Source organism: Lacticaseibacillus rhamnosus (assembly GCF_900636965.1).
Classification (GTDB): domain Bacteria; phylum Bacillota; class Bacilli; order Lactobacillales; family Lactobacillaceae; genus Lacticaseibacillus; species Lacticaseibacillus rhamnosus.
Window position 1 is genome coordinate 1,577,388 of record NZ_LR134331.1, and the last position, 17,193, is coordinate 1,594,580.

General features: G+C 49.6%; 5 protein-coding genes. All 5 read right to left on the reverse strand.

What is annotated here, in order from left to right:
* Positions 1–46: 46 nt before the first annotated feature.
* Positions 47–1,312: a hypothetical protein gene (locus EL173_RS08115; RefSeq protein WP_005689575.1), complete on the reverse strand. Its 1,266-nt coding sequence runs from the start codon at positions 1,310–1,312 to the stop codon at positions 47–49.
* 174 nt (positions 1,313–1,486) lie between these two features.
* A complete protein-coding gene (gene spcA, locus EL173_RS08120; protein ID WP_005689577.1) occupies positions 1,487–3,205 on the reverse strand; it encodes a surface-docked cell-binding protein SpcA in 1,719 nt (572 codons plus the stop codon).
* 136 nt (positions 3,206–3,341) lie between these two features.
* Complete coding sequence (locus EL173_RS08125) at positions 3,342–3,581, reverse strand: bacterial Ig-like domain-containing protein (protein ID WP_005689579.1); 240 nt, start codon at positions 3,579–3,581, stop codon at positions 3,342–3,344.
* 5 nt (positions 3,582–3,586) lie between these two features.
* Entirely contained in the window at positions 3,587–6,328 is a 2,742-nt protein-coding gene (locus EL173_RS08130; protein ID WP_015764478.1) for a KxYKxGKxW signal peptide domain-containing protein, read from the reverse strand.
* Positions 6,329–6,667: 339 nt separating this feature from the next.
* Positions 6,668–16,840 (reverse strand): Ser-Ala-175 repeat glycoprotein adhesin SpcB, encoded by a 10,173-nt coding sequence (gene spcB, locus EL173_RS08135; RefSeq protein ID WP_025014092.1) that lies wholly within the window; start codon positions 16,838–16,840, stop codon positions 6,668–6,670.
* Positions 16,841–17,193: the final 353 nt, after the last annotated feature.

Genomic DNA, 17,193 nt, shown 5'->3' on the forward strand with positions numbered 1-17,193 from the left:
GTCCCCCATTTCTTAATGGTCGTACCTTGAGTCCAAGATACGTACCTTATGCCTCTGGAAAATCACTTTCAAAAACCGGCGCATCTTCTGACGGGAACACCCCGGCTTGATCTAGTGCGGCCACGTTCTTTTGGGTTTCAGCATCGGCGGCAACTGGCTGACTAGCAGATAATTCAGATAGCCGCGCCACCTTAGCTTCAGAATCAGACAATGCCGTTTGCAACTCCTGCTGGGTTTGCTTTGCCGCGGCTAAATCGGCCTGAACATGCTTAAGATCTGTTTCGGCAATTTGAGTGGCAACGATTTGCTTACTTAACTCGTTTTGCAATGCTTCTTTTGCCGCTTGGGCTTTATCACGCTCGGACACCGCTGCTTCCAGATGACTGGACAAATCGGCAACTTGTGTCTGTAACAATTCATTTTGAGCCTTGAGTTCTTCATGCTGCTGATGCAAAGTCGAAAATTCGCTGACAACCTGCTGATCTTTTTCATGTTCGGCCAGGACAGCTTTATATTTAGCAGAAAGTTCTTTCAAATAAGCCGTCGTTTTTGTGCGATAAGTTTGCCATTGTTCGATTTGAGAAGCCAGGCGGGTGTTCATTTTTTGAAGGACGGCTATTTGCGTAATTAAAGTACTATTTTGTTTCTGCGCTTCGTAATAAGGCCCGCGGGTTAAGTTAGTGTTGTCTGTCGGCGGATTCATTTGTGAAGCTGTATTGGCATCGTCATCTTTGGCTGGTGCTTTTGCCTGAAGCTGGGATACACTTGCCCCTGCCGCAGCTGGTGTTTGCCTTGCCGATTCAGCTTGACTGGCTGTTGCTGCATCCGTATTATCACTTACAACCGTTTTGGGATCTGATAGTGATTCTTTATCAGCTTTCTCGGCCGGCTCTGGTTGGGCTGGCATAGCGGCTGCTTGTGGCTGGCTTGCGATGGCTTTAGATGGGGTGGCTGGTTGCAGTTGCGCTGTTGAAGCTGATTCATCTTTGACATAAACAGTCAGTTGATCATTGGCAAAATTTAATTCAGTCCCGCCAGAGATGTTCATGGACCAAGTACGGCCGCTGCCGGTTGCCGGTTTCAGAATTTCAGTGGCTAAAGAGGCCGCGCTGTTGAGTTGCTCAAGCTGTTCTGGCGACAAGGTTTTGCCCGTTGTAGGCTCGTCTTTTTGCTGATCGCCGGTATTTTCCTGCTGAAGTTCCTGATTTCCCCCGCCCAGTTTCTGCCGTTGCTGGTTTTCGCTCAGGCGTTCATTTAATGAGTTGAGCACATCCGGCGTCTCCGGTTGCTCTTTTCGATTAAAAATTCCCATGTTGTCCTCCTCTGTAGATCATAAGTCGAATAAGAATCCTCTCACGCATATACTTAACTCGATCAATTTTTTCGTGAGAATTATCAAAAGAAACCGTATTTGATTACTATCATCGTTAAAATCTCTAGAACTGCGGGCATCATTATACCTTAATCTTACAGGAACGTTCTGCGACTATGCTATTGATAAGCTGGGTTTCGCATTACTTTTCGCAGTCGCATCAAGTTGTCCCAAAGGTGATGCATTCAGATAGCTGCGGAGTTCGGCTAGCAAAGATGCATTGACATACACAAAAGAAATATTAGGTAGCGGTATACTGGTAGGATTCGTTAACGAGTTGGCCATTGCTTTTGCTTTAAGGTAAAGGCCTAAGTCGGTGTAAATAGGCGCTTCAAAGGCATAATAATCGCTAAACTCAGCGCTACCTGCAGGGGGACGGTAAAAACTCACGCCCATTGACGGCCCGCCATAAATTAAATTCGCCCGATGCCCATAATGTCCGTTACCAAGCGGCTCCGGGTTATCGGTCTCGTCATACCAGGCCATCACCATGTAATATGCGATCTCCTGATTAGACCGCATATGATCCGTAATGCCAGTGTTCGTACCGATGTTCTCCGTTGCGTGACTAACGGCTTCATGATTAAAATCTTCAACAATCGCCCGCACGCGTTGTTGTGCCCGACTTGTATCGCGTTCCGAAAGTGTCAACGCCGACTGTCCGTTCAAAGCCCGCAATTCATTGACATATTGATGAAAGTAGCTGACAATCTCAGCCTCATCCGGTTTGAAGTTCGGATCATCCAGCAGATACACATTTTTAGCGCTTGGATAATTGGATGTTGACGGGAAAAAAGAGGATAGATTTTTCACCTTTAACATCCCCGAAGCATCCGGATTCGGTTTCGAGGTCAGACTACTGACAACCGTTACCCTCGCCATGTTTGCAATCAGCTGTTTCAGTTTTGGATCCATAAAACTAAAGCGGATGAAATAAGTTCCCTCATAAGCCGGATTAACCGTACCTGTTATCGAAATATCTTCGAGCTGAACCGACGCACCATCGCTATTAGTAGCACTCACAAAATTGATGTCCGGTGTCCATGATGATTTTTTAGCTAACAAAGTGTCTTTTGTCTTGATTGCAGCCACTGTTTCTGAAGGTGTTGGCGGCAAGACGTCCCCGCCTATCTGCCGTTCATCAATTGCACTAGCTTGATTGGTCACGGTGACAGAAGAAAATTGCGCCACATCTTTGCCGGTTGGGGCATCAGTAAAAGCATACTGAACGAAATAGGTACCTACGATCGCTGGATGAACGGTTCCGATGACTTGAATAGCATCGATTGGTACTGCCTGTCCGTTCGAGTCATTGGCATTCAGAAAATTTTCTTCCGGTGTCCAAGAAGATTTTTGGGCGATGGTAACGGGTGCTGTTGCGATACTGGGCGACTGATTCGTATTTGGGTCAGCCGCAGTTAAATCGTGCTTTTCATTTTGATCACCTGACACCGGTTCCTTGGCTTCCGCCTCTGGGTTATTCGCAGTCGCCGTCTTCATGGTTTCCAAGGGCTGAACCGTTTTTTGCTGGGCGCCGTTAGCTTCGAAGCTATTAGCCGGTGGTGATGAATCTTTGCTGCCGGAAGCTACTGAGGTGATGTCGGGAGAAGCACGATCCGATGCAACTGAACTTGTGGCTGTATGGGTTGCTGGCTGCTCTTCATTAGCCGTTGTGGAGGCAGTCACAGGATGTAGTGAGCTAAATGCGACCAAAACAGAAAAAGACAAAACAACCTCTGATGCCATCATCCATTTTCCGCGAACTTTAGCTGTCTTGAATTTGCCATGGCGGCCCAACAACGCGGACTGCAACTGTTTCTGCCTACTCATCATCCATACCCTCCAGACTTCAGTGTCTTGAATCCGATCGTTTTTAAAAAAACGATTGGGACAATTTTATGTAGAAAAGAGGCCAATCGACTTTAAAAATTGACCTCTTGTAGTCTTCAGAAAAACGAACTGATCAGCCTTATTGAATAACAGTGACCAATGCTTTGTTTTCAATTTGCTGGTTGGATTCAGGATCAGTAAAGCTGATGACAATTGGATAAACGCCTGGAATCCAAGGCTTTACTTCACCTGACATGCGGAAATTTTCTAACGGAACCTGATGACCTGAGGAATCAGTCGCCTCAACAAGAAGTGCTTCTGGCTGGAAACTTTCATTTTTCCTCAGGGTCAGATTTTTGAGTTCAATTTTTGCATGCATATTTTTTACCTCGTCACGGTGACGTATACTTGCTGTTCAACGATTTCATTATTATTAGCGGCATTGGTGAAGTAGTACTTCAGGATATAAGTTCCCGGAATCGAGACGGTCACGCTTCCATCGATAGAAAGATCAGAAATATCGACCGCCTTACCATCGCCATCCGTGGCACTGACTAATGCCTCGCTAGGATCAAAGGATTGTTTAGCCCGAATGACAAGATTTTTGGTGACCAGTTTCCCTGCTTTAGAAGAGATCTTAGCAATGGTCCCAATCAAGTCGGAAATACCCGGCAATTGTGCAACCCCTTTGAGGACACCGGCAGCGTCAGGTAAGTTAAGTTTCACGCCTACTAACTGGAGCAACCAACCTGCAATACCGCCGATAATCCCACCGATTGCAGCACCGATTGGCGAACCGATCAAGCTGGCAATCGTGTCAGTCAACGGCGTCACCCAACCAAGGAGGATAAATTCCAACGGGTTGACAATGGGTCCCAGTCCGAGGAACCCGGCCGCAACAACGATGACGCCGGCAATACCGAAGACGATCATGCCGATGGTGTAAGAAATCAGCCAGTTTGAGAGCGTGTGCCCGATAAGACCGCCAATGGTTGACCCTAATGCAACCCCACTGACAACGGCGTCAACTTTTCCATCTTTAGAAAGGCCTGGCGCCATGGTCGCACCGTAATAAGCACCAACTGTTGAGCCGACAATCCCGGTTAGCCAACCGGTAATCCCACCAACCCAACCAAGTTCAGCAGCGTTACCACCGTTAGCAATCCAACCAACGATCGGGATAATCCCGACAATTGAATCTAGAACCGTTGCCGGAACGCCAGCAATAAACCATGCCGCAAAGCCACCTACCGCCGTTGTGACGGTTCCATAAAACGCACTACCAACAGTTCCGCCGATCACGGATTCAATCAATTCACCCACTTGCCCAAGTCCGGTTAAATTAGGAATTAAACGAATTGGATTAATATTGGTAGCTAACCACGAAACCGCGTTCCATATAAAGTTGGTAATGCCACCTAAAACCCCGGTTAAGCTAAACCCAGTGTCCGCTTTAACCACTGATTGTGCGGAAGCGATTAACGTTGACCTTAACTGTTTAGCCACACTGTCTTGAGCCACTGAGATTGCTGATTGCATGGCTTTATAGGAATTTGTTGCTTCAAAGCGTGCCATATCCTGAGCAAAGGCCGATCCAAGCGAAGTGGCGAAAAAGGATGTGGCCAAAGACTGAGCAAGACTTGTGTTTGAAGCGGCAACAGCAGAGGATAGTGCCGTATTAAAGGCAGCAAATTCGGAATTTGTTGCATACGAGGACAAAGCAGCAATCATTTGCTTGCCATCTTCGGTTTGGGCAAACGATGAAACCGCAGCCGCGCTTGCCAACGAACCTGCAAAGGCAGCAGATGATGCATCAGCCAAGAGTCGTTTGCCATAAGCAGTTGCCATGAATGATGAAGTTGCACTAGCATCGGCAGCAGATTTCGCCTCTGCAGTTGACGATAGCGATGACATCATTGATTGAAGCGCCGGATCACTAGCAACCGAAGCTTCAAAACTCGCCAATGATGCCAATGCACTACCTTCAGCTGTGGCGTTAAAAGACGAAACCAGCGATTTTTGCAAGGCAACATCGGACGTGGCAACAGCTTCGGAAAGTTGCGCCTGAAACGCTTTTACTTTGGGGTCGTTGCTAAGTGAAGTTGCGGCACTCAGGAAATTAACACCCGATGTAATTTTATTTGCTGCTTCGCTTAACGCAATCCTGCCTTGATCAGTTTTAGCAAATGACGTCAAGGCCGATTTAGCACTGGATAACGCAGCAGCGTCCAAAGCCAGTGAAGGAGCTGAAGATGCGGCATCACTCAATTCAAGCGGGGTCGCAGCCAGGCTCGATGCTGAGGTCTGATTAACTTGATTTTCTAGAGGCTGAGCTAACGTGTTTGGCTTCACGATAACGCGGACATTCTTGCCAAGCTTTTCCTGCGTGTAAGGGTCAATGTATTCGTATCGTAAATAATAGGTGCCCGGGATACCGGTGTTAACCGTCCCAACAAGATTAATATCATCAAGGCTCAGCACATTACCTTTACTATCAGTTCCACCAAGCAAAGCAACAGCTGGATCAAAGTGTTCTTTTGCCTGAACCTGAATATCTTGCGTCTGTAGCGACTGCTTGCTGTTCTGGTTCGTTTCTTTTGAAGTCGTGACCGAAGCGCTAGCAGGCGAGACGGTTGGTGCATACGTGGTGGCTGAGGATGGTGACGATACAGCACTGGACGTAGTGACTGTCTGGTATATCTGAGTCGGTTCACGATTGGCGACCGATTGAACGCCAGGCACTGACGCGATGGATTGTGGTTGTGCTGCTTGTGAGACAGCTGGTGTTGCCGCCGAACTAGCTGCCACCACCGGCTTACTTACCGACGCTTGACTCACTTGAGCATGTGCCGGTTCTTGTTGAGCAGCCGGCTTTTGTTCATGCGTTCCCACTTGATCAATCGCGGCTGCCACTCGAATCGTTTCCGGTGTGACTGAATCAGCCTTAACAGTTTTGCCCGATTCTAAGGCGCCGGCACCAATGACCGTGACAATAAGCGATGATGCAAAGAGCCACCGTTTTCCTTTTTTCCAAGAGCGGAAATGTGTGCGCTTCATCTGAATCCGATTGGTATTATCAGGCCCACTTCCTTGATTGCTTTTCAAATTAAAACACCCCTTTTTCATCTACATCTGCATCATCTTGATGTCACCTTCACGAATTCCAAAAAATGACTCGATTAATCTTTAGTTGTATTAGCCAAACGCGTATCACCCAGAAAATCGCTTTAGCCGGTTGTCTCTAGAATTGGTGAATTGACGATGCTCCTGTAGCAAAGATCAAACTTGTTACTTTGCGCAATATTTCCAAATCAAAAACCGTTCGACAATTTTTTGATTGGAGCATTTTCCAGCGCTCCCCTTTGTTAACGATCAAGTTGGCAAAAGTTTTCTTAGCAACACCCTAAGGCGCTGCACGGGTTGGATGTTGATTAGTCTTCATATTAATGGCTTCCTTTCAGTTAATTAATCTTCGCGATGCTTCTTTTTGCCCATGGCTGCTAGTGTCCCCATCAGTACAATACCTGCTAGTGCAAGCAAGGCAGCTTCTTCGGTTTCACCAGTTTGCGGAAGTGTGTGTCCACTTCCATCTTTAGTTTGCCCACTTCCGTTTTTAGCGATGATGTCAGCAGTTGTACCAGGATTGATTTTATCCCCAACGCTGGTGTCAGTAGCAACTGTATGAACGGTGTTGTCCTGGCTGCCTGAGTTTGCACCTAGTTCAGAATGTCCTACGTCTTGGCGTCCTACGTCTTGGCCTTTTGGATTTTTAGACGTTCCGTCAACATCTTTAACACCCTTGGTATCCACATCGTGACTGGCAATCTGTTCGGCAAGATCACGATCAGTTTGTGCCCGGGTAGCAGCACTCTTGGCCTTATCCGCCGCCGCAGTCGCTGATGAAGCATATTGTGCAGCGTAGGAAAGTGCTTGAGCTGCTTTATTCGGATCAACATAATCGTGTGCAAGCTCTTGCGCAGCCTTACTGAGTGCCGCAAAGGAAGCAGCGTCTTTAGCCGCACTGGCAGCAATGTTCGCCGCGTTAATCGCGTCGGACTTCAAGTAAGCTAACGAAGAATTCTTAGGTTTACCATCAGCAAAACTTGCCGTTTCACTGGCCGCTTTAGCTGCAACTGAAGCAGCTAAGTCGGCTGCGGTCGTTGCGGCATGAGCCGTGCTTGCAAAATCGCCTTGAGTCGGTTTCGCAGTATCAGAACCTGGCGTGTGCGCTGCAGCAGCAGTTTTAGCTTTATCAGCAGCTGACTTTGCCAAATCTGCAGAACTCTTCGCACCGGCAGCGGCACTGGACGCCCGTGAGTCGTCACCCGACTTCGCTGCATCCTTAGCTGCTGCGGCAGACTTGGCAGCGTCATCAGCAGCGGACTTCGCTAGATCTGCCGCGCTCTTGATTGCAGGATCTTCTGGATACTTCGTTGCGGCAGAACTTGCTTGATCGGCACTGGAGCTGGCTTGCTTGGCTGACTGGTCAGCTGCACTGGCATAACTTGATGCGGCATCGCCTTTAGCTTTTGCTTCAGCTTGGGCTTTGGCATCATCTTTAGCCTTCGCATCTCCAGCTGCCTTTGCTGCAGCAGAACTTGCCAGATCGGCTGAGCTCTTAGCACCGGCAGCGGCACTGGATGCCCGTGAATCGTCACCTGACTTAGCTACATCCTTGGCTGCTGCCGCGGATTTGGCCGCGTCATCAGCAGCGGACTTCGCTAGGTCAGCCGCGCTCTTGATTGCAGGATCTTCTGGATACTTCGTTGCGGCAGAACCCGCTTGATCAGCACTGGAGCTGGCTTGCTTGGCTGACTGATCAGCTGCAGTAGCATAGCTTGAGGCTGCTTCACCTTTAGCTTTGGCGTCAGCTTGGGCTTTGGCATCATCTTTAGCCTTCGCATCTCCAGCTGCCTTTGCTGCAGCAGAACTTGCCAGATCGGCTGAGCTCTTCGCACCGGCAGCGGCACTGGATGCCCGTGAATCATCACCTGACTTCGCTGCATCCTTGGCTGCTGCCGCAGACTTAGCCGCGTCATCAGCAGCGGACTTCGCTAGATCTGCCGAGCTCTTGATTGCCGGATCTTCCGGATACTTCGTTGCGGCAGAACCTGCTTGATCAGCACTGGAGCTGGCCTGCTTGGCTGATTGATCAGCTGCACTAGCATAGCTTGAGGCGGCTTCACCTTTAGCTTTGGCGTCAGCTTGGGCTTTAGCATCATCCTTAGCCTTCGCATCACCAGCTGCTTTTGCTGCAGCAGAGCTTGCCAAATCAGCAGAACTCTTCGCACCGGCAGCGGCACTGGATGCCCGTGAATCATCACCTGACTTAGCTGCATCCTTGGCTGCTGCCGCGGATTTGGCCGCGTCATCAGCAGCGGACTTCGCTAGGTCGGTAGCACTCTTAATTGCCGGATCTTCTGGATACTTCGTTGCCGCAGAACCCGCTTGATCAGCACTGGAGCTGGCCTGCTTGGCTGATTGATCAGCTGCACTAGCATAGCTTGAGGCTGCTTCACCTTTAGCTTTGGCGTCAGCTTGAGCTTTGGCATCGTCCTTAGCCTTCGCATCTCCAGCCGCTTTTGCTGCAGCAGAGCTTGCCAAATCAGCAGAACTCTTCGCACCGGCAGCGGCACTGGATGCCCGTGAATCATCACCTGACTTAGCTGCGTCCTTGGCTGCTGCCGCGGATTTAGCCGCGTCATCAGCAGCAGACTTCGCTAGGTCAGCTGAACTCTTGATTGCCGGATCTTCCGGATACTTCGCTGCCGCAGAACCCGCTTGATCGGCACTGGAGCTGGCTTGCTTAGCTGATTGATCAGCTGCACTGGCATAGCTTGATGCGGCATCGCCTTTAGCTTTTGCTGCTGCAATCACTTTTGCGGCAGCATCGCTAGCAACGGTTGCAGCTGACTTTGCTACTTCTGCTGCAGACTTCGCCGCGTCATCTTGACCGTCTAACGCCGCATACTTGGCATCATTGGCGGCGCTTGTTGCTGTTGAAGCAGCAGATCTTGAAAGACTGGTTGCTGCTGCAATGCCAGCATCTTCAGGATAGTTTGCCCCAGCACTTTCAGCTAACTGAGCGCTTGAGTTTGCTAAACTTGCAGATTGAGCAGCATCAGTAGCATAGTTTGATGCTGCGACATTTTTTGCCTTGGCTGCATCGCTTGTTTTGGCAGCAGCGGTGCTGGCAACAATTGCTGCGCTCTTAGCTGTTGCAGCGGCAGAAGACGCTTTGGCATCATCGCCGGCTTGTGCAGCACTCTTAGCGTCAGTTGCAGCACTCTTGGCAATATCGGCTGCAGACGTAGCAACATCCGTATTGGCTTTGATGTTTGGATCATTAGGATACTTAGTAGCAACAGATACGGCACCATCAGCGCTGGAGCCCGCCTGACCAGCGGCCTTGACAGCATCATCGGCAAAACTTGATGCAGCCGTTGCTTTTGCTTTAGCCGCGTCACTCGCTTGTGAAGCAGCCTGACTGGCAACTATCGCGGCACTCTTGGCGCTATCTGCAGCTTGTGAAGCAGTCACATCATCGCCGGCTTGGGTGGCACGCTTAGCATCTGTAGCTGCACTCGAAGCCGTATCTGCTGCTGACTTAGCCAATTCAGTTGCCGCGCCAATTGATGAGTCATTCGGGTACTTCGTTGCTGCTTTTCCAGCTACATTAGCACTGGAGCCCGCTTGACTGGCAGCCTTAGTTGCTTCATTGGCATAACTGCTTGCAGCCGTGCTTTTCGCTTTTGCAGCAGCGCTTGTCTTAGCAGCCGCGGTGCTGGCTTCGGTAGCTGCGGTTTTGGCATTAGAAGCAGCAACAGAAGCCGCAATATCATCACCGGTTCGAGCTGCACTTCTGGCTGTATCTGCAGCACTTGAAGCTTTAGCCGCTGCTGCAGATGCACTATCTGTTGCAGTTTGAATTTCTGGCTCATCCGGATATTTGGTTGCCGCAGAAGTAGCAACATCTGCACTTGAGCTTGCCTGACTAGCCGCTTGTGCAGCATCACCAGCAAAACTAGTTGCCGCCGCTTTCTTTGCGGCCGCGATACTATCTGCTGTTTTAAGTGCTGTTTTGGCAGCAGCATCCGCTTGGTCAGCGGCAGATTTGGCAATATCAGCGGCACTTGAGGCACTTGCGTCATCACCGCGAGCGGCAGCATCTTCTGCCGCATCTGCTGCAAGTGATGCATCTTTTGCAGCTTGTTGGGCTACGGAACTGGCACGAGAAATTGTCGGATCATCAGGATATTGACTGCCCACTGCCGTTGCAACATCAGCACTGGAACTAGCTAAACTAGCCGATTTAACGGCATTCGCTGCATAGCTCTTAGCGTCTTTGTCATGAACCACCGCTAAGCTTGATGCCAAGTCAGCCGCAATACTTGCCTGACTAGCATGACTCTTAGCTTCGGCAGCGGCACTTGATGCAGCCGGAATGTCACCGCTTTGTGCAGCCGACTTAGCACTGTCTGCACTGTCTGAAGCCTCGTCAGCTGCTTGATTAGCGACATTATTTGCACTCGTAATGGCTGTGTCACTTGGATATTTGACTGCAGCTGATTCAGCGATATCGCCGCTTGCTTTTGCCCGATCAGCGGCTTTGGTCGCATCACTGACAAGTCGATCACCTAGTGTTGCGATGTTGCCCGCCAAACGTTTTGAATCATCTGCAGCGCTTGAGGCGATAGCTGCTTGACCCTTAGCCTGTAGTGCAGCGCTCATGGCGTCATCAGCTGTACTACTTGCAGCATCGGCGGCTGAGCTAGCAATTTTGGCAAAGTTTGAAGCCTGATTTGCAAAGGTCGAAGCTTGAGACATATTGCCAGCTACAATAGCGCTGTTAGCTTGGGAAGCAGCTTTGCTGGCAGCAAGATTGGCACTACTTGTTACTTTCGCCAGACTGACAGCAGAGCCGGCAGTAGCTGAGGCTTGAGTGGCATAGCTTGATGCTTGAATCGTTGCATCATTGGCAGTCTTTGCAAGGCTGGCCAGAGAATCATTGCCAGGGAACCGGCTGGCAGCACTTGAAGCAATTGCATTTGCAGACTTAGCCGTGTCAGAAGCAGCACTGGCAATAGCGCTGGCATTATTTGCAGTGGCGGAAGCTTCTTGAGCTACGACAGAAGCAGATAAAGCACTTTCGCTGGCCTGACTAGCTTTAGATGAAGCTTGATCATTGGCTGCGGAAACCGTATCCGCAATCTGCTTTGCCCGATTATTTGCGCTTACGGCTTGGCTGGCTGCGGAGTCTGCTTTGTTTGCTTCACTTAATGCTTTACCGGCGGCATCATTTGCCTTGTCCGCGTATTCTGAAGCAATGTCAGCTGCGGCAGATGCTTGATTATTCAGGTTTTGGGCAGCCGTATGATCACCACGTTGACTGGCTGCCGTTGCCTGAGCAGCGGCTGTTTTGGCAGTGGCATTTGCTGAACTGACTTGATCGGCAAAGCTACTTGCCGCAGATGCATCAGCGCTAGCCGTCAAAGCATAACTCGCGGCAACACTATTAGCGTCTGAAGCAGTTTTAGCCAGTGAGGCTAATGAGTTGTTTGACGGATAGTTACTTGCTTTAGCCGAGGCTTCTTGATAAGCAGAATCAGCGACACTACTTGCATTGCTGGCGATTGCGCTTGCATTGTTCGCAATCGCGGTTGCAGAGCTGGCAGTATAAGCAGTTGCACTGGCATCAGCTTTAGAAGCGACATCACGCGCCGTGGCAGCAGCACTAACGGCAACTTTTGCTTTTTCACTTGCCAAGTTTGCTTCATTTAGTGCTTGATCTGCAGCCGAGTTTGCCTTGTCAGCCGCCGAAGAAGCTGTCACGCCTGCAATCGATGCTTGGTCCGCTAAACTTGAGGCATTGGAAAGGTCGCCAGCATCAAGCGCAGTATTAGCTCTTGAAGCCGCAGAAGCAGCTTTACTGTTCGCCGCACTGGCAATCGCTGCATAACTACTTGCAGCAGATGCATCCGAACTTGCTGATTTAGCTAAGTCAGCAGTTTCACTATTTGCAGAAGATGCCACGGTGGCAAGACTGGTTAGTGAAGGATTGCCAGGATAACGTGTTGCAATGTTTGAAGCATCTTGATAGCCGGATGCTGCGACACTACTTGCAGTGCTGGCGATAGCATTGGCCGAGTTTGCTTTAACAGAGGCTGTACTTGCCACGACCGACGCCGACCGCGCTGCATCACTGGCTGCACTCGCTTTATCACTAGCCGCAGTATTGCCGCTGGTAATGGATGAAGCAAGACTCGAAGCCGCGGTGCTAGCTGCAACTGCAATGCTTGCAGCGTCATTGGCCGCAGAACTGGCTGCGTATGCCTCACTCAATGCTTTGGTAGCCGCATTTTTACCTTTGTCAGCGGCAGAAGAAGCCTCTGTAGCGGCCTTTGAAGCACTTGCTGCATATGACGAAGCTTCCGAAATATTGCCATTCACATAGGCACTATTTGCAAGGGATGCAGTTTCACTTGCAACGCCATTTGCTTGTGAAGCGGCAGTGGCATAACTACTTGCCAATGAGGCATCTTCAATTGCGCCTGCCGCATAACTGGAAGCCAAGCTAACCGCATTGCCAGCTGCTGTCGCTAGAGAGGCAACTGACTGATCCTTCGGGAAGCGTGTTGCAACACTAGCCGCAACGTCACCAGCAGACTTTGCTTTATTTGACGCAGCGACTGCAATTGACTTAGCCGAATTAGCCGTGATTGATGCAGCGCTTGCAACAACAGAGGCTGAAGTGGCAACACTAGAAGCTTTTTCGGCTGTATCGGATGTGGCTTTGGCAAGGCTCCCGGCTAATTCAATCGCACTACTTGCAGCTTGTGAAGCAATCGCAGCAGTCGAATTAGCCTGATCTGCCTCTGTCGAAGCCTGATTAGCCAAACCGTTTGCTTGACTGGCAAGATCAGCTGCACTAGACGCAGCAGTCACAGCTTGTGCTTTAAAGCTTGATGCGGCTTGTAAATCACCACCGGCAATGGCACTGTTCGCCTGTGAAGCTGCCAAGCTCGCCTCTTTGTTTGCCGCGACTACTTTTTGAGCCAAACTGCTTGCGGCAGCGGCATCAGCTGCTGCACTTTTGGCAAATCCAGCGGTTGTGCTATTTGCACTTGAAGCCACTGCAGAAAGGCTGGTCAATGACGGATCTTTAGGATAGGTGGCGGTTAACGAAGCGGTTACATTGTTTGCTGAACTAGCCACACTGATGGCGGTACTTGCAACGGTGCTTGCATTATTAGCAACAGTTGAAGCAGATTTTGCCGCCACACTTGCCGCGCTGGCCTTGTCACTGGCTGCACTTGTATCTTTAGTTGTGTCTGACGCCAGCGTTGCAACCCGACCTTGAGCTGAAAGTGCGGCTTTAGAAGCTTCGTCAGCTGCAGACTTAGCTTGTAAGGCCTCGCTTTGGGCAAGACTTGCCGCTGTATTTGCATTGTCTGCCAGTGAGCTAGCCAAATTTCCAGCATCTTTTGCCTGGCTACCAAACCTTGCGGCAGCATCATTTTGCCCTGCCGTTAGCGCTTCATTTGCTAAGGAAGCAGCACGTTTGGCACCTTCATTGGCAGAACTTGTTTGGCCTGCGTAACTACTTGCGGCAAAAGCAGCCGAACTGGCTTTTGCAGCGTAATCCGAAGCAACAGCTTGTGCGCTAGAAGCCGTTGTCGATAAAGCCGCCAACGAGCTGTCTTGTGGGAAACTACTTGCAGCACTTGAAGTTAAATTTTTAGCAGAAAGCGCTACGGCACTGGCATTACTTGCAATGGTGCTGGCATTGTTAGCAACAGTCGATGCAGTGCTTGCGACAACCGATGCTGACCGTGCGACGGTACTACCCACTCCCGCATCACCTGCTGCGGCAGACTTCAAGTTGCCAGCAATCCCTGAAGCAACAGTTGCTGCGTCAGAGGCAATGGCTGCCTGAGATTTTGCCTGCAATGCATAGGACATTGCTGAACTAGCAGCTGATTTTGTCTGGTTTGCCAAATCTGTCGCGTTCGAAGCTGCTGTTGATGCTTGCCCCGAGTACAAAGCAACGCCAGCGGCATCACCGGCATTGGCAGCGCTAGTTACCTTATTCGCTGCTTCCTGTGCTTGTGAGTTTGCATCACTTACTCGGGTTGCAAGATCGCTAGCCTGACTTGCAAAAGCACTGGCAGATGTAGCAAAGCTTGAAGTTAAGCTAGCTGCCTGTCCTACTTTAACTGCCAAACTAGCAAGAGAAGCATTATCAGGGAATGAAGATGCAAAACCGGAAGCCGCAGCATTAGCAGAACTTGCAGTCGTGCTGGCTGTTTTGGCTATTGCACTAGCATTATTTGCTTCAGTCGAAGCCGACGTTGCTGCTGTATAAGCCAGGCTGGCATTTTTACTGTCAGCTGCAGTGCTGCCGGTAGTCGTGCCTAAACTTGCGGAGAGTTTGGCAGCTTCACTTGCTGCCGAGGTGACAATTTTGGCATTTTCACTAGCTGCAAGTGCTGATGCTAATGCATTGGATGCTGCAGTACTCGTTTGGTCTGCTAGTTGACTTGCCAATGATGCAGCACTAGAGGCGATCGTAGCGTAAGAACTGGCATCTGGTAAATTCTTCGCGGCCAGAGCAGCATTAGTCTGCGCAACCGCTGAAATGACCGTATCATTTGCCGATTTTACTTTACCTGCTAAGTCACTTGCTTGTGAGTTGCTAGCAAAAGCAGATGCAGCGTAACTAGCGGTCATCGATGTTGCAGTCGAAGCGGTTGCAGAAAGCTTTGCAAGCGATTCGTTTGTTGGATAAGCACTTGCAGCTTTGTCAACCACGGCTTTGGCCGAAGTTGCGGTCTCAATTGCAGTGCTTGCAATGGCACTGGCGCTATTGGCAACCGTCGATGCAAGGTTAGCTTTGTCATATGCCTTGCTTCCTGTGTCCGCAGCTAGACTGGCATTACTCTTTGCAGCTGCAGTGCTACTGGTTGAGCCAGCAATCGTTGCCGCTGATTTTGCCGCATTTAAAGCGTCTTCTGCTGCTGAAGAGGCAGCGTTTGCTTCAGATAGCGCTTTATCAGCGGCGGAGTTTGCAATTGGTGCTTGTTGACTGGCGGTAGCGGCAGCATCAGCAGCCTGCTTGGCAAGTGAGGTTGCTTCATCGGTTTTTCCTGCAGCACTGGCAGCTTTGGCGGCGGCCGCTGCTGAAGACGCAGTTGTGTTGGCAGCATTGACAGTCGCAACGGCCTGTTTGGCAAAGGCAGCATCTGAACTTGCAGCAACTGCATAACTTGAGGCTACTGCCGTTGCACTAGAGGCGGTTTTTGAAAGATATGCAAGTGATTGGTTGTCAGGATTTGCCGTAGCAAGACTGGCAACTTGATCACTTGCGCCATTAGCAGCACCGCTTGCTGAGCTGGCGATACTGCTGGCGGAATTCGCCTTTGTTAATGCGCCACTGGCAGTAACAGCCGCACTGGCAGCAATAGCAGCATCGGAATCAGGATTGAGCGCGGACTTTACCGTTACCAGGAAATACGAAAATAGTGTCCCATTGAAAGGTCCAACTAAGGGTTTTGTCTGATTCGTATTAATACTGTATTGGACAGCGTAAACGCCTGGTGTTTTATACGAAGAGCCTGCGATCCAGATTGGAACATTCGCATCATTGGGTCTGCCAACTTGACTGGCGAGCATATCGCCGACCGTCCCGGCACTGTTTTGGAAGGTCAAGAAAGGTCCTAAAAGACCATCAGAGGCAAAAGGATTAAGTGGATGCGTATAGTCAATATTATTTGCCGCGGTACTACCCGTAATGACCCAATTAGGTGCAAGTGTAAAGGTTGCCAAACTACCATTACCAAATGCGGTAAAGTTTGAATCGACAACTTTATCAATGGAAGTATCCCCAGCAAAAATGGAAACATTGGGCGCCGTAACTGTAGCTGTACCGCGAGGATTTGTTTTCGTAAAAACAACGGTGCTAGGCGTTCCCGCATCATCCACCACTGGCATCGCAGCAAGTGTTTTTGATACAACCACGTTTTTGGTGTGGTTGTTTTCGGTTTCGGAGCTTGCAGGCGCAGCAGCTTGAGTTACAGCAATTGAAGTGGCACTACTAGTAGAACTGCTTGCTGCAACGGTAATACCGGCAGCTGCCGAAGTAGTCGCATTGCTGGACTGAACCGCTGCCTTAGCAACTGGTGCCGCACTTGATGGCGCTGCAGACGAAACAACTGAGTTTGTGGCAGAACTGCTCGCTTCAGTCTTGGCAACCGGTATTTCCGCGGACGCAACCGCTTGTTGTGTCTGCTGTTGCTTTTCTACCTTTGGCTGTGTTGTTATGGTCGTTTCAGCCGGCGTAGCATTAGTAACCGTCGCGGCGGCAGTGGCCGGTGTTGCGGTAGTTGCTGAACTTGAAGCTGTACTAGGTGCTGTTGGAGCAGTATGAATCGACGCGGCCGTTTGTGCACTGGCAGCATCAATTACCCGTTGATTGTCATTTGAATCGGCATGAACGGCCTGATTCCCGGAAAAGACAAATCCGGCACCACCGGCAAGAAACGTTAAGGTACTGAAGGTGAAAAGCCAGTGTTTCCCAGCTTTATACATCTTGAAATTAGCCGTTTTAGTCGATGGTTTTTTCTTAATGAACTTTCCCATGTGTTCACCCCATTTAAAGAGAAAAAATAAACTAACGATACTTTGCTCATCATTTTTTGATGCTGGGTGCTGATAGCATCAACTGTCGCAAAAACTTTTTTGCCGGATTAGCAGTACTATGCCGACAAATGTTATAAGCTCGTTATTCCCTTGTCATCCCCCTTATGATTAAAAGTGATATTATTAACTCGAAGTACCAATTTTATGATAGGCATTAAAATGGTCCTCGAATTGATTCTAAATATATATCATGATGATTGTTATAACAAGCCCACACTTTTATTAAATTATTTTCTAAATAATGACAATCCCTTTATACCGGTCTTTAAAACGGTAACATTAGCTTTGGGCTT